The sequence below is a fragment of the Agaribacter flavus genome (assembly GCF_042646125.1).
Lineage (GTDB): Bacteria > Pseudomonadota > Gammaproteobacteria > Enterobacterales > Alteromonadaceae > Glaciecola > Glaciecola flavus.
On record NZ_JBHRSW010000007.1, the window covers coordinates 139,291 to 157,116 of the forward strand.

Sequence of the window (17,826 nt, forward strand, 5' to 3'; positions counted from 1 at the left end):
CGATAAATGAATAACGTAGAGGTAGTACTTGTAAAGATAAAATGACGAAAACACTGCCAAATAACAGTGTCGCTTCCCCGTATAAGTTGTACGAGAAAAAAAGCGTGGAGACGATGGTCAGCAAGCACAACAACAGACATTTTTGTATGTCTCTGTACAAGTTTGAAGTTTTTACAACACTCATTCGCTAGTCTTCACACAGAATTCCATTTTCTACAGTCGTTTAGTTTATCTTGGACTATCGAACAAGGATACTAGTTTTATCTCTTCCTGTACGCTTACTCAAATATAGCTGTTCATCAGCGTATTTGATAAGCGCATCGAAATCTATTGAAAAATCATCGAGGATACTGCAAATTCCTGCGCTGATTGTAATGTTAACCTCCTGATTATTAACATTAAAGCTATTTTTTCTAATTGAGTCTGTGATGAGCTTTATGCGGGTGTGATGTTCGCTTATCTCCCCACCTACAATCATGATGATAAATTCTTCACCGCCAAAACGGCCAATAATATCTGTATCACGCTTGCAGTGCTTTTGAAGTGTTTTGGCGACTGTTTTTATGCACTTGTCTCCAAAGGGATGTCCATATGTGTCATTGACTCGTTTAAAGTGGTCAATATCCACTAAAATCATCGACATTGAAATCCGGTTACGCACGCAATTTCGGTATGAGGTGAGTGCAAAGCGGTTAAACCCCGAACGATTTAATAATTGTGTTAGGCCGTCTTTTTGTGCCAGTGAATATAGCTCTTTATTGAGTTGTTTAAGTTGTCGCGTTTTGTTTTCGACCTGCTCTTTCAGTTGTGCTTGAAAATCGCTCATTACAGCATGAGATGATATCAAGGTATGAGTAAGCTTGACTATTTCATCGCTGACCTGAGCTTCTTCCATGATTTGAGGGTGTACGTTTTTATTCGGATAGTTTTCGGCAATGTCCTCTAAGGGGCGAGTGATCTTCTTTGACAATTGGCTCGCGACAATTGAAAACGCGATAATTACAAAGACGGCAGATAAAATTAACACATAGAAGTTTACTATCAGGGGGCTTGTCACTAACTTAGGATCGGCTAATACGATAATAGACCAGCCACTTTTTGTTCTGCCTTCACTTAACAAGTACTGAGAGTTTGCAGTATTTATGACTTCCAAGGTATTAATCAAGGGGTGCGCTACAGGCGTGTAATCGAAATTGGACAACAGCAAATTTCTGGCAACCATCGTTGAAGCCAAGGAACGAGCGTATTTGTCTACTATTACATACGAAAATTTTCCAGAGATAACCCTATCAGCCAAGTCATCAAGTTCATCAAGGCTAATTGAAGCTTGCACTACTCCCGCAAAAGAATCATTTTTTACTACAGGCACACTAAGCACAATGACCGCAGCGTCGCTAAATGGTTTGTCGATTTTAGCGTCTGACACATATTGCGATAGGCTGGATCGTGTTTTTTGAAAAAGCGGAGAGTCAAAGTGATTGCTGCCGTTTCTGGGTGAAAGAGTGGTTTCTCTGTGCGTGCTGAGTAACAATTTCCCCTCACTTGAGAAAACCGAAATACGCTTTAATGAAGGTAGATTTTCCTGCGTAGCCGATAGTATGTTGTCTGCACTAATAGGAGATCGTGTATTGGCAATGTAGTCTGCGAGGGTTTCCAGGCCGTTTAAATTTTCACTCAATAGTCGTTCAGTCGCCCAAGCTATTCTTGCAACGTTAGTATGCATGGCCTGCGATACCGCTGATTCATTTCGCTCTGCTGCTTGGTTTATAAAAAACAGTGCCATAAGTAATGCAGGTAGGGTGACCGTTAGAACACAGAGGGAGAAAATTAATGCCGCTAGTTTTGGTGGTCTTGTTTTGTACTTCCAACTCGATAGCCTTATTGGTAGAAACCACATAAATAAGGCTGCAACCGATACACATATTAATGCGTTGATAACCCGCGTGAGCGCATTTATGAATAATACATCTATATCTATATCTGTATCTACCGTGAGTGCTGTTAGAGTCAATAATAAGGGTAAGCCAATAAATAACCAGTACAGCATCACAGACTGAAAGAGAAACAAACCTCGGTGTAGAAGCGTATGAACAACAAGTATTTCTAGGGCAAAAATGATAATTAAGTAAGGGTCATCAGCCACGATTGCGGTGACTAACGAGGATATGGCAACCGCAAATAGTGCCGAATTTATACCGCGCATCACTAAGCAAAGCAATACGAAGAATTGCCCAAAATACAGCGTGAGGCTACCAAAAAACGATACGCTGAAAAAAGCATTAGCCATCCCGCCAAGTACACCAAAATTCAAACCAAATAAAACATTGGGTAAAGCAAAGAATGACAGTGATTTAGTCTGGAGCCTTTTGTTTTCGATCAGGTCCCTGTCGTTCATTATCCCTATCTCATACTACATATATTTGTTTCATGTCCTAGCGAAAGCAATCTCTGTGTGTTACCCGATTCTCTTGAATTATTTAATACAGAATCAAGTATGACAGAACATGCTTTAAAGTTACTTTACTAAAAATGAAAAGATCATAAGTATAACTATGTATGTAAAAAAATACGCTAAACTGATACAGTTCAAGCTACAACAATAAACTGCTATCCGTGATAAGTAAATCTAGAATCTTTTGCGAATTTTCACTGTTATAAGTATAACGTTGTTTTATGTGCTTTTTTCCTCGCCTGCTCAGTGCGAACAAGTGGGGAGATTAGTTGTTGTTTACAACAAATCTATCGACACCTTAGACGTAGGCGATGTGCATACTTACTTTTCGCTGCGCAAGCAACTGCTGCCCTCTGGCAAAAAAGTCAATTTAGTTACGCTTCCTTTGGATAGCCCTGATACCACTAGGTTCACTCAAGCGATTTTCGATTTTTTCCCTTATCAACTCGCTAGAGTTTGGGATGCGCGGGTATTTGCGGGAAAAGGTACTTTGCCAGATGAAGTTTATGATCACGACACTCTCATCGCTTTCATTTTAGGTAATAAAACGGGCTTGGGGTATTTGGTGATGAAAGAGAGTGATATCAAAGAATTATCGGAGCAAGTAAATGTATTGCTTATTGAAGAATAGTTACATGTGTTGTAAGGCTGGACTTGTTCGCCTCATGTTCGGCTTAGCACCAATTCTTGTCACGTTGATGCTGATATCAAATCAAGCATACAGCAATACACGAGACAAGATAAGGTTGAACGGGTTTTTGGGGATAGGCAGTGCAACGGTAAATCGCAACAATTTTTTGGGAGAGGGACGAGACTCTGCGCTGATAATTGATGCTTCGGTCAATGCTACTTATTCTATTGATGATAATTTCTCGGTCCAAGGACAACTAAGTTATCGGGAGTTTGGTGACAACATTTCTGACGACAAACCTCGAATTGACTATTTAAATGTCACGTATGTTACTAATCAGTTGCTTAGTGGAGAACACGCATTGTCTCTGGGGCGTGTTAAGAGTAAGTCTGGAATTTATAACGAATTTCGAGACATTCCGACAGCAAAACCGTCTATTTTACTACCGCAATCTGTTTATCTTGATGTATTTCGAAATTTATTGTTGTCTATCGATGGTGTTTCTCTTAATTCGTCGTTTGATACAGAGGTGGGCAATTTTCAATTTCAGCTGTCTTTGGGTGAGATAAATCTTGATGACGGTATAAATGAAACTAGCTTCGGCTCTTTTGTAAACGGCAAATGGCACGAGGACGATGCTTTTTTGGCCGACTTTCGTTGGTCAAATTCAGGTTACTTGCTATCTTTTTCATACAGTGAATATGTGCCTATGTATTTTGCTGCACCTGGAGATTTCGTGCGTGTTTCACCAGAGTTACCCGCTATCAATGTAGTAGACGGCGAAGTAGTATTTACACATTACGTCTATTCCTTGCAGAAAAATTGGAATACTTTTGAATTAGTCGCTGAATATGCGTACAGAGTTTTTGGTGTTCGACGATTATTGGAATATCCAGTCGGCGCGCAAAGGCCTATGGAAGGGTATTATTTGCAAGGACGATACAACTTAAATGCTTCGACTACTATATTGCTCAGGTGGGAACGGTATTTTAGGAACGCTGACGACAAGAACGGTGAGCGGATACGTACATTTGGTCTTGAGAGCTGGGCTGACAATGCCATAACCAAGACTATAGGTTTAAAGTATCAACTAAACAAAAGCTGGTCTGTATTTACAGAAGTGCATCACATTACTGGATCTGGATACTTGCCTCCGTTTGTGCTTACTTCAGCAGCTTCAGTTGAAAGCAAAGATTCAGTGCTTTGGGCAACCGAATTTGTATATCGCTTTTAGCCAATGCAATCTTGCCAGATACTTTTCACTATTTTTAAGCCTATTCTTATAAAGATAAATTAGTCGTGTGCCGATAGTTATTTCAATGCGAATATCAATGCGAATAAATGCATTCAAGGTATAAGCTGAATTTAGGATAGGTAGCTGAAATTTACAAAGTTATAAACGTAAATGGCCGCGTTAGATAAGCAAGAAATAGAAAGCAAACAATCGCGCCGATTCTTATCCACACTTCAGTTTAGACAGAAAATAACAATTCATTACGGAGGCTTGTATGCCTAAGATTATGATTGCGGACGATAGCATGTTTGCGCGCTTGTTACTCAAAGAAGCGGTTTCTCAAATATATGATAATGCTGAATATATTGAAGCGAAATCAGGACAGGAAGTCTTGGATAAATTTGCTGAAGGCCTGCAAGTCGATTGGTATTTACTTGACGTAAATATGGGGGAACCGAACGGATTGGAAACGGCGGAAACACTCATCGAACAAGGTGTTGATGTGAATCAAATTGCCCTAGTGACAGGCAATAAGTCGAGTGAACTGCAGAGCAAGGCAGATGATATTGACCTAAACTATATCAATAAGGCACTGAGTCCCACTGATGTTGAGCCTTTTGTGGAAAGGTTGCGCTTGTTTTTTTCTGCCAAAAGTGGGGAGCTATAAGATGGATAGTCAAAAAGAAGCATTATCTTTAGACGTTCTCGCGGAATCCTTGAACTTAGGGCTGGGTCACGTTATTGATGAGCTCGCTGAAATATCAAATAGCCAGATTCAACTTCATGTTCCAGAAGTCAATATGGTGCCAAAATCAGAATTAATAAAAAGAAGTGAGTATCAAGACACGCAAGGTATCTCTATATTTGTGCGCCAAGCTTTTGCGGGAGATATTAGCGGCGAAGCCTTACTTTATTTTAGTGAATCAGAAAGCTTGAAACTGTTGAATGCTTTACTAGAAGAAAACGAAGCGCATTTGATAAAGTTTGCAGCAACTGAGCAAGAAATGTTACTCGATTTAACGAATGTTGCGGTTTCAGGTGTCATTTATGCTTTGTCACAAGTATTAGGGCTGAATTTGATTACTCAGCTTCCAGAGTGCGAATACGGTAAATTCACCAGCTTGGAGACGCAAAGCACCATGTTTGGTGATGCAGAAGACATGATCTTATTCTTAACGATTAGTTTTACCGTTGTCGACAAAGACAGTAAAGCGCAGTTGATGTTTTTCCAACCAAAAAGTAACTTGGAAAAGTTATACGATGTTATTTCAAAGCGTATGGGCTTATAGAGGCAGTGCGTATGCAATTTGATGATGCGCTTCAAATACTAGACTTAGTAGAATCTGGCGTAATTATGCTGGATAGTAAGCAAAGAATAGTGTTTTGGAATCGTTTTGTATCCGATACCTCCTTGATCGATTTTCAAAACATCGAAAATAAACCATGGTTAGATGTATTTCCCTCTCTGGACAATACGCGTATTCAGAAAGCTGTGGATAAAGCCGTCAACCTCAATTTTCCGTCGATTCTGTCTTATAAGCTACTAAAAGCAACGTTTCCCTTATTTAAAAAGTCTTTGGCGACACGCCCGCCGTACCATATTGTACAATCTGTCGTGATAAAACCACTTATGGAAGGCAGTAAAAACAAAGGATGTATCATTTATATTAATGACGTGAGTGCGGCCTCAAAAAGAGAAGAAGAACTGAATAGACAATCTGTTGAGTTAGACAATACCCTTCAACGTTATACCCAAGTCAAAAGCCAGCTAGAAGAAATTTTTGATAGAACACACAATGGCATTATCGTGTTTGATGACAGTGGTAAAATCATTAAGGTAAATAGTGCAGCTTCGGATTTTTTCAACTTCAAATATGCCAATTTAGTGGATAAAGATATTGCCGAATTATTGCCCTCTCTAAAGGAGCGCTACTATGACAGTGAACGTCAACTCTATTGTTATCAATCGACCGATAATCATGAATTTGATCAACATATTTTGTCACCGACAGAGAAATACTTTTCGGTCTCGATAAGTCAGATTGGCGAAGATATAGACGGGCATTTTTTCATTTTTATCTCTGATATAACTGAGCGCAAACAGGCAGAGAAAAAGCTCTTAAACGCAAATATAGAACTAGAGGAGTTTGCATATCGCACTTCTCACGATCTCAGGTCACCGATTGTTTCTTCTCTTGGTTTAATCAGAATTGCAAAAAATAGTATCGATGCAGGAAACAATGGAAAAGCCCTTGAGTGCCTTGGACATATTGAAAATTCACTCAGTAAGTTGGAAATCTTGATCCAAGATATTCTCAAGTTAACGGAGATGGAAAATGCTGAAGAAAATGAACAACGACTAGATGTGCAAATGACCATCAAGCAAGTTTTTGAGAGTATGTGTCAATTGGAAGGCTTTGACCGAGTGGAAAAACAGCTCGACATAAACACTGTTAAACATGTAATTGTTAAGCAATCTCGTTTTCGAATGATCCTCGAAAACCTGATTTCTAACGCCATCAAATACCATGATCCTAAAGTCGAAAACGCATATATAAATATTCGAGCTAAGGTTGACAGCGAGCATGTTATCATTGATGTGTCGGATAATGGTTTAGGTATTCCGAAAGAACAACAGCATAAGCTTTTTGAAATGTTTAATCGCTTTCATCCCAAAATAGCTTTTGGTTCAGGGTTGGGTTTGTATTTGATTAAGAAAAGCGCCCATGTTTTGGGGGGCGATGTGGAATACATTCAGCAAACTAAAGGCGCATGTTTTCGTCTAACCATACCGCAGTCCACTGGAGATGAATAGTCGTGGCTTTATCTATACTGATAGTTGATGACAGTGAAGCTGACCAATTTTTGTCAGCTCATACCATTGCTGAGTACGATCCTAGTGCTAAAATTCACAAGGCCTACGACGGAGAAGAAGCCATCAATATGCTTTTGGGAGGCGATTGTGTGCCTGATTGTATTTTTTTAGATATCAACATGCCGAGAATGAACGGCATAGAATTTCTTGAAAGATATGGCAAATTGGGCATTCCTGATTCCACCGTGATTGTAATGTTGACTTCGTCCATACGTGATGATGACTACAATCAATGTATGGCATTCCCATATGTCAAAGCATGTTTACCTAAGCCCCTATCTATCGACGAGTTACCCAAATATTTGCTTGTTTGCTAACACACTTCATTTAATCGAAGAAATGTTATATTGTATCTTTTCTGGGTTTGACGATATTTTTGTGCCTAATTTCTTAAAAAGTCTTAGCCACAAACTATAACAATAAGAACGGAATGACAGAGGCGTCTTTATGAAAAACTTGGGTATCAAAACTGCAGGATTGTTAGCGATAGCATCGACTCATGTAGTACTTGCGCAAGAGCATGTGCATGGGCAAGGTCAACTGCAAATTGCACAAGAGGGTAGTCATTGGCACGTTCATCTTTCGTTGCCTGCCGCTGATGCCTTGGGTTTTGAACATGAAGCTGAAACCAAGGCACAAAAATCTAAAGTAAAAAAAATCGCACATCGCTTGGCACGTAATCAGGATGTCCTGTCACTCAATGGTGATTGTCGCCTAGTCAGCAGTGAACATTCCTTGGAAAATACACAAGATCATAGTGAAGATAATGCGCACAAACATCATCATGCACATAAGCATGATGAGGGACATGGTCACGACAAGGAGCACGACAAACACGACAGCGATCATGATAATCATCACGAAGAACACAATGATGTAGAAGTCGAATATCGTTTTACTTGTGACTCCCCAGTCAGTGAAATCGCTTTGGGGGTATTCGAATCTATGCCTTCGCTTAGCGCTGTCAAGCTAGAGTGGATCACAGAATCTGGACAAGGTTCGAGTGAATTAACAAAGGCAAAACCAACCGCCAGCTTGTAAATATGAAATTGCGAGCCATTCCGACTAACATTTTTAGTGGCTTTTTAGGTGTAGGTAAAACCAGTACTATACTGTCACTCTTAAAGGCAAAACCAGCGGGTGAACGCTGGGCGATATTAGTCAATGAGTTTGGTGAAATTGGCATCGACGGGGACTTGTTAGAAGGTCAACATCGTAAGGCTACTGGTATATTCGTGAGGGAGGTACCGGGAGGTTGTATGTGTTGTGCGGCTGGTTTGCCGATGCAAATTGCCCTCAATCAGCTATTGGCACAATCTAGACCTAGCCGCTTGCTCATAGAGCCCACTGGTTTGGGGCATCCCAGAGAAGTCTTAGAATCGTTGTCTGCGAGTCATTATCAAGACGTGCTGGATATCCAAAAAAATATTACGCTTGTTGATGCGAGAAAACTTAGCGATACGCGTTACACAAATCACGACACGTTTAATCAGCAAATTGATATTGCTGACCTTATCGTTGGAAACAAAGCAGATCTCTATGAAGATAATGATGCGTCATCTCTTGTTGACTATATTAAGCAACGACGAGGAGAGGCTGTTGAAGTAGTGTTTACTCAACAAGGTGTAATAATGCCTTCATTGCTGGATGGACAGTCTCAGGTTGCCGCAAATCTGCGCAAAAAAAGGCATGCACACCATCATCATGATAAGCAAAGTGAGCTGGCAAGTGATACAGTGTTACCCGAGTCAGGTTATTTGTCTGCAAAAAATCAAGGTGAAGGTTTTGAAAGTATGGGATGGCGTTTTTCGGCTGAACATGTCTTTGATAGACATCGCTTGCTTGTGTGGTTTCAGTCACTTAATGTTGAGCGTCTTAAAGGTATAGTCATAACCAATGACGGGGTATTTAGCTATAATCTCGTAGATGATGAACTCATGGAAATCGAACTTGATGATTGCGTAGAAAGTCGCATCGAAATCATTGCTGACAGTGTCGCTTCCGCTTGGGAAAGCGAATTGTTGAATTGTTGCATACAAGCGCAAGATTAAGCTTTTTGTTGAGCGTCAATGTTGTCTGAAATCGTCTGGTTGCCCATAAAACGTCTCTATACTCACGACGTCTAAGACATACGCTGAGGTGGCGATAGGATCTTCAAATAGCTCTTCGCTCAAGGTCCCAACAAAGGTAAACGGATTGTCTATTTCACCTATATTGATTCCATCTTCCACTTGCGCATATATTATTTGGTTCGGCGGCGGTGGAGGAAAGTGGATACAAGCACCATAGTAAGGGACAACAAAAAAATGCGTAATAGCACGGTTTTCATTTGTTTCTATAGGTACAATAAAACCCGATATCGAAACAGCGCGACCATGCCAAATATCGACAGTGTTTGTTGAAAGCATGGCGTTTATGTATTTTTTGTCAATACTCGCACGAATGGATTGCATCATTTGATCTTCAAAAGAACTTGTGTCTTTTTGTTGATACTGACGCAATAATTCTCTTTCTGTTTCGGGAATTAAATCCTGCCAACGTAATTCATGAATATTGAGGGATTTGAACCTCTCCAACAAGGCGCTATCCGCACTTTGATATACATAGCTCTTTGTGTAGGTAAGGTGTTTTACGGTAGGCCATATTTTAAGTATTAGAAAGCCTAAGCCGACCCCAACAAAAGCACAAGCAACAATGCTTAGTGTGTATTTAACCTTTTCCCTGAGCAAAATAAGAGGGTTAACTCGCTAAAACCTCGATGACCTGAGTGGTCGAAAATGGCGTTTGCCCTCGGAAACCGTATATTTGAACGGCGATTTTGAATGTTCCCGGTCTATCGACAGTATAGGTCAAATAATAGGTATCAGCCGTGTTGTCGACAGAAATACGAGGCTCACTGATAAATTCCACCGTTTCATCACTACCAGAAAAGCTGATGTTCACATTGCGATAACTCGTAGGTACTTTATACGCTATTTTCACAGTCGCTTGCTCACCAGCGTTGACCTCTGTTTTTTTGACATGTTCTAAAGATACAACCTCAAAAGCATCTTTTGTAAAATTTTGTCGTGCTAGTGGGTGAAACTGAGGCAGTTGTCCAAGGGGGGCGCCATAATGGAATTCACAAGCCGATGCGGGTATGGCTGTGACAAGTATCATTGGCAGCAGCATCAATAATTTGTTAAGTTGAGATTTCATTGTGTTAGCCCCTAAACGGTAATAAGTTATCTAAGCTAAGCTGATATGCCGACGTACCTAAGTCGTTTTCAACGGTTTCAATAGACAAGGTTCCTTCAAACCAAAATGCATCTTGAATGCTCTCCAGTTCAATGCCTTCTTCGTGCTTGACGTGTATGATCTGGTTTGGTGGTGGAGGTGGCATGTGTAAGCATGCTCCGAAGTAAGGCACTATAAAGAATTCAATTACCCGTTGTGCTTCGTTTGATTCAAGTGGAACGACAAAACCAGGGATTCGGATTGCTTTATCTTTGTATGTTTCGACGACCTCTGTTGACACTAAAGCTTGTTGAAAGCGTTTTGATTTCTCGTCTTCAAATTCTTGTTTAACCAAAGCATCGACCGAATCTAAGGCAGAGCCATCCTGAATGTCGAGTAAATGTTCTGGCGGGTTTAACAGTGCTTGCAGATCATCAGGTGGCATTAACGCAATCCACTCTAATTCTTGATAATCACTAGTTGATGCGTTCTTAGCAAAGCTCGAAAAAGCAAGTATTGTAGTCACAATTACGAATGCGCTCTGTATAAATCTGCTGTTAAAATGAATCGCCATTGTTCCGTTTCAAGTATAGATTAAATAAATATGTTGCGTAGAGTTATAACATATCAGGTTTTGAAAGTATATTAGAGGTTATGGAGCCCGCGCTTTTGATACACGGTGTGATTATACTTGGCAGTCCCCCTCAGTTTTGTCGCAAAATTTATTTTTCATGGATGAAAAATCAAAGCGTATATGGACATACTCGTAGCGTTTTTGCGACAAAACTGAGGGGGACTGCCAAGTATAATCACACCGTGGCTTTTGATATTAAAATGGAGTCAACAAAATGAAGTCGGCAGCAGATGCCATTAACGCTAATTTGGCGATAAATATTGATAGAGTCGTGCACAGGTATGAAGCTAGGGAACAATCAGCTTTTTTTATTGAACAGTGGCAACTGGCGAGCGCAGAGCGTGTGTTTTTACATGGGGAGTCTGGTTCTGGCAAAACGACATTACTTAACTTACTTGCGGGCGTATTGACTCCTGAATCTGGCAGTATCGAATTACTGGGGCAAGCGTTTTCAAGCTTAACTGCTAGACAACGGGATAAGTTTCGCGCACAACATATTGGAGTTGTATTTCAACAGTTCAATCTTATTCCTTACTTGAGTGTGCTAAAAAACATTCAGTTGGCGGCTTATTTTGCTAATGAAAAGCAAGGTAATGTGCAAGCCTTCGCGGAACAGTTGTTAGATAAACTGCAGCTCCCGAAAACAATATTGAAACAGGCCGCTGGGACACTCAGCGTCGGTCAGCAACAACGCGTGGCGATTGCCAGAGCATTGATAAATCGGCCTGAATTACTCTTTGTAGACGAGCCAACGTCAGCACTTGATGCTTCTGCAAGAGATGCATTTATGGAATTGCTCATCGAAATATGTGATGCATCTTCGACCACTTTGGTTTTTGTTAGTCATGATTTGTATTTACGCCGGTTTTTTGAAACGTTTGTGGACATAAAGAGTTTGAGAAGTAGTGAGGGCGTGACGGAATGTTAGTATCACTTGCGTGGAGTAGTTTGGGTAGTAGGCGCAAATCAGTGTTTTTGACTTTTTTGTCTCTACTTATCAGTATCAGTGTTTTACTCAGTGTTGAACACGTTCGTCAGCAAGCCAAAAACAGTTTTAATCGAACCGTGTCTGGCGTCGATATTATTGCTGGGGCACCAAGTGGGCAGCTAAACTTGCTTCTTTATTCAGTGTTTAGAATGGGCAGCCCAACCAACAATATTAAGTTTGAAAGTTATGAGACTTTGAAAAACAATAAACTCGTAGAATGGGCGATTCCGATCTCTTTGGGAGACTCTCATCGTGGCTACCGCGTAATGGGAACAAATGAACAATACTTTGCGCATTTTAAGTACGGAAACAAACAAGGCTTAGCATTTGAAGAAGGCAAAGCATTTACTCATTTATTCGATGTGGTCATTGGTGCCGATGTTGCAGAAAAGCTCAATTACAAATTAGGTGATCAAGTCGTCATCGCGCATGGCATTGGTAGCACTAGTTTTGTGAATCATGATAAGACGCCGTTTACGATTACTGGTGTATTGGCGGCCACTGGGACTCCCGTTGATAAGACGGTGCACATTAGTTTAGAGGCTATTGAAGCCATCCATTTACCCGCTTCGCAACAACAACTATTGTTAAAAGACCCACATGCCTTGCCTCTGAATCCAGACAGTGTAACGGCTGTTATGCTTGGGCTAACGTCAAAATTTGCGACCTTCAAATTACAACGTGATATTAATAACTACAAGCATGACCGCTTAATGGCTATATTACCTGGGATTGCTCTGAGTGAGCTTTGGCAAATGATGGGAACGGTTGAAAACCTACTACGCTTTATTAGTGTTTTAGTATTGATATCCTCGCTGTTTGGTCTATCGACTATGTTGTTGGCATCCATGCAACAACGCAAAAATGAGATTGCAGTCTTAAGAGTACTGGGAGCGGGCGCGGCAACTATTTTTACATTGGTATTAGCTGAGGCGTTGATATTGGTATTGTTGGCGATCATCGCCTCTGTTGGCTTAATCAGCTTGCTTTTGGTAGTCCTCAATGATTGGTTGGCGTCAAATTATGGTTTATTTTTGAGTGCAAATTTATTGAGTATTGAGACTTTGCTTGTATTGGCAATTGTGCTTGCGGCGAGTATTGTGACTTCTGCAATCCCTGCATTCGAGGCATACCGGAATGCTTTGCACTCTTCGCTCTCATCCCGATAGTGCTGTTAACGGGATTCTAGCATACATACAAATGCAGCCTCTAATTTCGCAATACAGGGCATGCTTGAAAGAATATTGCCTTCTGGCAGGTCTATTGACTTATTGTGAGTAGTAGTAAGTTTATTTTTCAATGGCTATATTGAGTGCGGTAAGTAATCTATTTTTTAGTTTTTTTGGCAGTAGTCGTGAATCTGCCAAAGCAACGATTGCCTTTCAGGACTTGTCTTTGTATCACCGAAGCACTTGTCCCTATTGTCTTTTTGTCATGTCGTTTATGCGCGGACAGGGAATTAGCATAAACAAACATAATATTTCTGCTGAGCCAAACAGGCAAGCTGAATTAATCGAGCAAGGCGGTAAGCGACAAGTGCCTTGTTTGCGTATCAAACAAGCTGAGGGAGACGTCTGGCTTTATGAATCAGCGGACATTATTGAGTATCTGCGCAAACGAATAGATAAGCGCAAATAACCCCTTTGTTAATCGTCGTATATAATTGCTAAGGCGTTTGAAAAGGAAGACCAAGTAGCGTCTTGGTGTTCAAGATCATAAACAGCATGGTAAACATCCAAATTTTGCAGACTGCTGTTTTTTAAATTTTGTACAAATGGTTCCACAGTCTGATGGAAACCTTTGCGCATCCCCGTTACAACCAAGGATTTATTCATAAATTGGGTGTCTCGCTCTTGAATGAGGGTGTTTATGTTTCCGATACCTGCAATGTAGGGATCAAAGGCGAGATGGTGTCTAAATATTGGGGGTGACTGATCGTCTAAGAGCATCGAGATCAAGGTCTGGCTACCTCCACCTGAATCTCCTTTGAGAGTGATGTGATCAGTTAAAATTCGATATTGGGCTTCAATCGTCGGAATGAGTTCTTCGGTCAAGAATAAATGATATGACCTCGCTCCGGGCAAAATGTAATCAATTGCCCGTCTACCTCCATGTTCGATGCCAACGGCGATAATTTGTCTTTGTTCATAATCAAGCACCCGAAATTGAAATTCGGCATACCATTCTCCATCCGTAAAAAGCAGCATGGGAAACGCTTTATCACTTTGTTGGCTGTATTGGGAGGGCAAGTAAACATGGTAGGTATATGTTGCATTTGTGAAGGCTGAAGTTATTGTTTGTCTTGCTTCTTTACTTCCCTTAAAAACAAAGGTTTCGCTGGGCCAAAAATTGGCTTGGACAATAGATGGTTCACTACTCAATCTGGTAACTGTGACTTTTCCGCTATCGCTTGAAGATGACGCAGGAGGAGGTGATGGCGGAACTTCATTTACTTGAGTTGGAGGTGAATCAGCGCTTCCGCCCGAGCATCCTGCAATCAAATTCGTACAAACCAAAAATAGTAGAGTATATGTATTCATTACTTCTTTGGCCTATTCAGATTGAGATTAAACCTATATTTCACATAGGATTATTTGTATTTCCCTGTATAAATAACAGACAGGTGTCTGTGTTGTCTAGGATTTGGTTATATTTTGTATGATTTTTTGCCGGTTCGTAGTCTATTTTTACATTCCAGAACGACTGTTTTGCAGTTATTAGTTGAATTCAACCCTTATGTTAGTATCGGTAAATGATACAATACGGTTTTTGCTATTTTAGCCCGTATTGCAAGGTTTCCATTGAGTCCAAGTATTTCTACTCTTGATCATCGTTTTTCTGTCGCTCCAATGCTCGATTGGACAGATAGACACTGTCGTTATTTTTTGCGTTTACTGTCAAAAAAAGCGGTTTTATACACAGAGATGGTGACGACTGGTGCCATTATTTTTGGCAAAGGCGACTACTTGTCTTTTCATCCACATGAGCACCCTCTCGTTCTGCAACTGGGGGGCAGTAAGCCCGAAGATATGGCGCGCTGCGCGATTATTGCTCAACAAAGAGGGTACAATGAACTAAACATCAATGTTGGTTGCCCCTCAGATCGAGTAAAAAATGGTAGTTTTGGCGCATGTTTAATGGCAGAGCCGAAAGTTGTCGCTGAGTGCGTAAGCGCAATGAAAGATAGTGTTGATATCCCGATAACTGTTAAGTGTCGAATCGGTATTGATGATATGGATGATGATGAAGGCTTAACAAACTTTGTTGAGCCTATCGTTGCGGCTGGGTGTGAGCATTTTATTGTGCATGCAAGAAAAGCTTGGTTACAAGGTTTGAGTCCAAAAGAAAACCGAGAAGTCCCACCATTAAATTATGAACGAGTATATCGTTTAAAAGCGCAGTTTCCTGATATACAAATATCCATAAACGGTGGCATTAAAAGCCTGAAAGAAGCACAAGGGCACTTAGCGCTAGTTGACGGCGTTATGTTGGGGCGCGAAGTGTATACCAATCCCTATTTATTGTCAGAGGTCGACCAAGTCATTTACCACTCATCGGAAAATGTAATTAGTCGGCAAGAGGTGCTTGAGCAAATGACCGACTACATGCGAGAACAAATTTCAAATGGCAGTAAAGCATGGCATATTGCAAGGCATACACTTGGTTTGTTTCAAGGGCAGCCAGGAGGAAAAGTGTGGCGTCGATTTTTGAGTCAACATGCGCCCAAGGAACGGGAAAATCCCTACTTACTAGAGATGGCTTTTGAGGCTGTTCAAAACAGTTTAAATAAATAACTATATTTTGGTCAAAATTCCTATTTATAAATGGCTTATTTGACCAATGTTCTTTTTGTTCACTTTAAAAACAAGCAAAGTACTGCGAGAATAATTTTTAAGCTTTTGATATTTATAGTAAAAATATTTTATTAAAAGTTTGGCACACTGTTCGCTATGAGTTAAGTAATGCTGATGTAAGCAGATGTTCGGGTTCAAAAAGTAGTCAGCAACCCCTACACAATGACTAACACTTACTTATAGGAATACTAAAATGAACGTTAAATTTAAACTACTTGTTACTACTTTTGTTGCTGCTATGACTGTTACCACTACTGCTCATGCTGGGCAGTCACCTATCGAAAATGCCTTAACTGGTTTGGTCAAAAGTTCACTTGCTGAAGTTAACCGAGAAATGAAAATAAGCTTACAAAGAGACTTATTGTCGGCCAGCTATTCAGCGATGGAAACAAAGTCAACCAAGCTTGGCAAAGTTACGATAAAAGACATTACTGCTAATGTTCGCAAAAACAAACAGAACGAAGATCTAAACCAAAATCAAAATTCAGACGACTAATTCAGTTTGAACTCTGCTGAAAAAGGAATAGCGTTATGTTAGTTAATCTGGATTTACTCGGGCTTGTTTTGTCGCCTGTGTTGTTCTACGTCGGGTCAGCAGCAATCATTATGCTGTTAACCCATTTTAAGTTAATAAAAACGGATGGTTAAGTATATATCTCAGGTTAACGCCTGCAGATATTGAGTGAAAAAAGGTAGGCAATATGAACAAGGTCATTAACAACAATAAGTTTTACCGCGATCCTCACAATGCAAAGGTGGCGGGTGTGTGTGCTGGATTAGCCAAAGAAATACAAGTAAACCCTTGGTGGGTTCGAGCCGGAGCAGTGGCAACGTTTTTATTTGTGCCCTTTGCGGTTGGTTTAGCTTATGTCCTCGCTATCTTATTGTTGCGATATAGATATTAACAAAGGTACACTGGATAGGCTTACGAATAGTTAGAGAGGGTGTATGCGGACGTTGCTAAATGGCAAAAATATTTCCATTGCAATCGGTGTGTTTGTATTGCTACTTACATTACTTGGCTGGTGGTGGAGTTTCGAGCCAGATTTAAGTGATGTGAGTGAAAAAGCGCGCACTGAAGCGCATACAAACCATCAATCAGTCGTGGTGGGTTACACGACGACCACTGCGTTAATCCATGTCATTGATACAATGTTGAATAAGCCTGGCGGCTATATCACTAATGACCTTACTCCACCCGGTATCGTCATGGACAACATGCCAAGTTGGGAATTTGGCGTACTAGAGATGAGTAGAGATCTCGCTTTAGCCATGAGAAAAGACTTTAGTCGTTCACAGAGCCAATCACTCGAGAATGAGGACTTAGCAAAAGCTCAACCTAAGCTAAATTTTGATAGTAGTCGATGGATTTTGCCTTCAACTGAAGGTGAATATAGCGACGCACTCCAATCTCTTCGCGCGTACAGAGATAGTTTGTCGAATGTGGGGCAATCCAACAGCCAATTTTATGCCAGAGCTGACAATTTAAGAGACTATTTAAAACAAGTAGAAAAACGACTGGGTAGTTTATCTCAGAAATTAAGTGCGAGTGTGGGTACAGAGTCGCTAAATACTGAACTAGCGGGTGACCCCAGTGCCTCATCTTCAACACCGCAGCCCTCATCGGTCGAAAACAAAACCAGCTGGTTCAAGCTAGATAACAACTTTTATGAAGCCAGAGGAGCGTGTTGGGCTTTGTTGCATTTTTTGGCTGCGATTGAACACGATTTTGCCGATGTATTATTAAAAAAGAATGCTATTATTAGTTTACGACAAATTATTCGTGAGCTTGAGGCGACGCAAGAGACAGTGTTCAGCCCCATGATCTTAAATGGAGACGGGTTCGGTTTGGTCGCTAACCACTCTCTTGTGATGGCGAACTACATTTCTAGAGCAAATGCCGCACTCATCGAATTATCTGAACTACTCAACCAAGGTTAAT

Annotated in this window: 20 protein-coding genes; 15 read left to right on the top strand and 5 right to left on the bottom strand. The window is 40.7% G+C overall.

The annotated features are described in order from the left end of the window. Positions 1 to 238: 238 nt before the first annotated feature. A complete protein-coding gene (locus ACFOHL_RS06375; protein ID WP_376919374.1) occupies positions 239 to 2,395 on the bottom strand; it encodes a sensor domain-containing diguanylate cyclase in 2,157 nt (718 codons plus the stop codon). 313 nt (positions 2,396 to 2,708) lie between these two features. On the opposite strand from ACFOHL_RS06375, the gene ACFOHL_RS06380 reads away from it, so the two are divergent. The 8 genes from ACFOHL_RS06380 to ACFOHL_RS06415 all read left to right on the top strand — a co-directional run bounded on the left by ACFOHL_RS06380 (position 2,709) and on the right by ACFOHL_RS06415 (position 9,243). Continuing rightward, entirely contained in the window at positions 2,709 to 3,083 is a 375-nt protein-coding gene (locus tag ACFOHL_RS06380; protein WP_376919375.1) for a hypothetical protein, read from the top strand. Between the two features lie 34 nt (positions 3,084 to 3,117). Further along, positions 3,118 to 4,317, top strand: a complete 1,200-nt coding sequence (locus ACFOHL_RS06385; protein WP_376919376.1) for a hypothetical protein — start codon at positions 3,118 to 3,120, stop codon at positions 4,315 to 4,317. A 274-nt stretch (positions 4,318 to 4,591) separates the two neighbouring features. Continuing rightward, positions 4,592 to 4,984 (top strand): response regulator transcription factor, encoded by a 393-nt coding sequence (locus ACFOHL_RS06390; protein WP_376919377.1) that lies wholly within the window; start codon positions 4,592 to 4,594, stop codon positions 4,982 to 4,984. A gap of 1 nt (position 4,985) precedes the next feature. After that, positions 4,986 to 5,606 (top strand): hypothetical protein, encoded by a 621-nt coding sequence (locus tag ACFOHL_RS06395; RefSeq protein ID WP_376919378.1) that lies wholly within the window; start codon positions 4,986 to 4,988, stop codon positions 5,604 to 5,606. Between the two features lie 11 nt (positions 5,607 to 5,617). Beyond that, entirely contained in the window at positions 5,618 to 7,132 is a 1,515-nt protein-coding gene (locus ACFOHL_RS06400; RefSeq protein WP_376919379.1) for a PAS domain-containing sensor histidine kinase, read from the top strand. 2 nt (positions 7,133 to 7,134) lie between these two features. Continuing rightward, on the top strand, positions 7,135 to 7,509 hold the full coding sequence (locus ACFOHL_RS06405; protein WP_376919380.1) for a response regulator: 375 nt from the start codon (positions 7,135 to 7,137) through the stop codon (positions 7,507 to 7,509). Positions 7,510 to 7,639: 130 nt separating this feature from the next. Beyond that, on the top strand, positions 7,640 to 8,233 hold the full coding sequence (locus ACFOHL_RS06410) for a ZrgA family zinc uptake protein (protein ID WP_376919381.1): 594 nt from the start codon (positions 7,640 to 7,642) through the stop codon (positions 8,231 to 8,233). A gap of 2 nt (positions 8,234 to 8,235) precedes the next feature. Next, complete coding sequence (locus ACFOHL_RS06415) at positions 8,236 to 9,243, top strand: CobW family GTP-binding protein (RefSeq protein ID WP_376919382.1); 1,008 nt, start codon at positions 8,236 to 8,238, stop codon at positions 9,241 to 9,243. 15 nt (positions 9,244 to 9,258) lie between these two features. Here the strand turns inward: ACFOHL_RS06415 and ACFOHL_RS06420 are convergent, their stop codons facing one another. The 3 genes from ACFOHL_RS06420 to ACFOHL_RS06430 form a co-directional block, all read right to left on the bottom strand. After that, a complete protein-coding gene (locus ACFOHL_RS06420) occupies positions 9,259 to 9,768 on the bottom strand; it encodes a DUF3299 domain-containing protein (RefSeq protein ID WP_376919383.1) in 510 nt (169 codons plus the stop codon). Positions 9,769 to 9,931: 163 nt separating this feature from the next. Further along, positions 9,932 to 10,390: a hypothetical protein gene (locus tag ACFOHL_RS06425; RefSeq protein WP_376919384.1), complete on the bottom strand. Its 459-nt coding sequence runs from the start codon at positions 10,388 to 10,390 to the stop codon at positions 9,932 to 9,934. Positions 10,391 to 10,394: 4 nt separating this feature from the next. Beyond that, complete coding sequence (locus tag ACFOHL_RS06430; RefSeq protein WP_376919385.1) at positions 10,395 to 10,934, bottom strand: DUF3299 domain-containing protein; 540 nt, start codon at positions 10,932 to 10,934, stop codon at positions 10,395 to 10,397. A 322-nt stretch (positions 10,935 to 11,256) separates the two neighbouring features. Between ACFOHL_RS06430 and ACFOHL_RS06435 the strand changes: the two genes are divergently transcribed. The 3 genes from ACFOHL_RS06435 (at position 11,257) to ACFOHL_RS06445 (ending at position 13,668) form a co-directional block, all read left to right on the top strand. After that, a complete protein-coding gene (locus ACFOHL_RS06435) occupies positions 11,257 to 11,970 on the top strand; it encodes an ABC transporter ATP-binding protein (protein ID WP_376919386.1) in 714 nt (237 codons plus the stop codon). Then, positions 11,964 to 13,199, top strand: coding sequence for an ABC transporter permease (locus tag ACFOHL_RS06440; protein ID WP_376919387.1), 1,236 nt, complete (start codon positions 11,964 to 11,966; stop codon positions 13,197 to 13,199). Before ACFOHL_RS06435 ends, ACFOHL_RS06440 begins: the two co-directional genes overlap by 7 nt. Before the next feature lie 130 nt (positions 13,200 to 13,329). Continuing rightward, positions 13,330 to 13,668 carry a glutaredoxin family protein gene (locus tag ACFOHL_RS06445; protein WP_376919388.1) on the top strand — a complete coding sequence of 113 codons (339 nt, stop codon included), beginning with the start codon at positions 13,330 to 13,332 and terminating at the stop codon, positions 13,666 to 13,668. 8 nt (positions 13,669 to 13,676) lie between these two features. Here ACFOHL_RS06445 and ACFOHL_RS06450 read toward each other — a convergent pair whose 3' ends face one another. Continuing rightward, positions 13,677 to 14,570: an alpha/beta hydrolase-fold protein gene (locus tag ACFOHL_RS06450; protein ID WP_376919389.1), complete on the bottom strand. Its 894-nt coding sequence runs from the start codon at positions 14,568 to 14,570 to the stop codon at positions 13,677 to 13,679. Between the two features lie 261 nt (positions 14,571 to 14,831). On the opposite strand from ACFOHL_RS06450, the gene dusA reads away from it, so the two are divergent. The 4 genes from dusA (at position 14,832) to ACFOHL_RS06470 (ending at position 17,825) form a co-directional block, all read left to right on the top strand. Beyond that, positions 14,832 to 15,824, top strand: a complete 993-nt coding sequence (gene dusA, locus ACFOHL_RS06455) for a tRNA dihydrouridine(20/20a) synthase DusA (protein WP_376919390.1) — start codon at positions 14,832 to 14,834, stop codon at positions 15,822 to 15,824. A 253-nt stretch (positions 15,825 to 16,077) separates the two neighbouring features. Continuing rightward, entirely contained in the window at positions 16,078 to 16,380 is a 303-nt protein-coding gene (locus ACFOHL_RS06460) for a hypothetical protein (protein WP_376919391.1), read from the top strand. Between the two features lie 205 nt (positions 16,381 to 16,585). Then, positions 16,586 to 16,789, top strand: a complete 204-nt coding sequence (locus ACFOHL_RS06465) for a PspC domain-containing protein (RefSeq protein ID WP_376919392.1) — start codon at positions 16,586 to 16,588, stop codon at positions 16,787 to 16,789. Positions 16,790 to 16,832: 43 nt separating this feature from the next. Continuing rightward, entirely contained in the window at positions 16,833 to 17,825 is a 993-nt protein-coding gene (locus ACFOHL_RS06470; protein ID WP_376919393.1) for a DUF2333 family protein, read from the top strand. Position 17,826 lies beyond the last annotated feature (1 nt).

What these genes read in the sequence shown, in the direction of transcription:
- ACFOHL_RS06375 (WP_376919374.1), bottom strand. Translation starts at nt 2,395, where the DNA reads ATGAACGACAGGGACCTGATCGAAAACAAAAGGCTCCAGACTAAATCA.
- ACFOHL_RS06385 (WP_376919376.1), top strand. Translation starts at nt 3,118, where the DNA reads ATGTTCGGCTTAGCACCAATTCTTGTCACGTTGATGCTGATATCAAAT.
- ACFOHL_RS06390 (WP_376919377.1), top strand. Translation starts at nt 4,592, where the DNA reads ATGCCTAAGATTATGATTGCGGACGATAGCATGTTTGCGCGCTTGTTA.
- ACFOHL_RS06395 (WP_376919378.1), top strand. Translation starts at nt 4,986, where the DNA reads ATGGATAGTCAAAAAGAAGCATTATCTTTAGACGTTCTCGCGGAATCC.
- ACFOHL_RS06400 (WP_376919379.1), top strand. Translation starts at nt 5,618, where the DNA reads ATGCAATTTGATGATGCGCTTCAAATACTAGACTTAGTAGAATCTGGC.
- ACFOHL_RS06410 (WP_376919381.1), top strand. Translation starts at nt 7,640, where the DNA reads ATGAAAAACTTGGGTATCAAAACTGCAGGATTGTTAGCGATAGCATCG.
- ACFOHL_RS06415 (WP_376919382.1), top strand. Translation starts at nt 8,236, where the DNA reads ATGAAATTGCGAGCCATTCCGACTAACATTTTTAGTGGCTTTTTAGGT.
- ACFOHL_RS06425 (WP_376919384.1), bottom strand. Translation starts at nt 10,390, where the DNA reads ATGAAATCTCAACTTAACAAATTATTGATGCTGCTGCCAATGATACTT.
- ACFOHL_RS06435 (WP_376919386.1), top strand. Translation starts at nt 11,257, where the DNA reads ATGAAGTCGGCAGCAGATGCCATTAACGCTAATTTGGCGATAAATATT.
- ACFOHL_RS06440 (WP_376919387.1), top strand. Translation starts at nt 11,964, where the DNA reads ATGTTAGTATCACTTGCGTGGAGTAGTTTGGGTAGTAGGCGCAAATCA.
- ACFOHL_RS06445 (WP_376919388.1), top strand. Translation starts at nt 13,330, where the DNA reads ATGGCTATATTGAGTGCGGTAAGTAATCTATTTTTTAGTTTTTTTGGC.
- ACFOHL_RS06450 (WP_376919389.1), bottom strand. Translation starts at nt 14,570, where the DNA reads ATGAATACATATACTCTACTATTTTTGGTTTGTACGAATTTGATTGCA.
- ACFOHL_RS06460 (WP_376919391.1), top strand. Translation starts at nt 16,078, where the DNA reads ATGAACGTTAAATTTAAACTACTTGTTACTACTTTTGTTGCTGCTATG.
- ACFOHL_RS06465 (WP_376919392.1), top strand. Translation starts at nt 16,586, where the DNA reads ATGAACAAGGTCATTAACAACAATAAGTTTTACCGCGATCCTCACAAT.
- ACFOHL_RS06470 (WP_376919393.1), top strand. Translation starts at nt 16,833, where the DNA reads ATGCGGACGTTGCTAAATGGCAAAAATATTTCCATTGCAATCGGTGTG.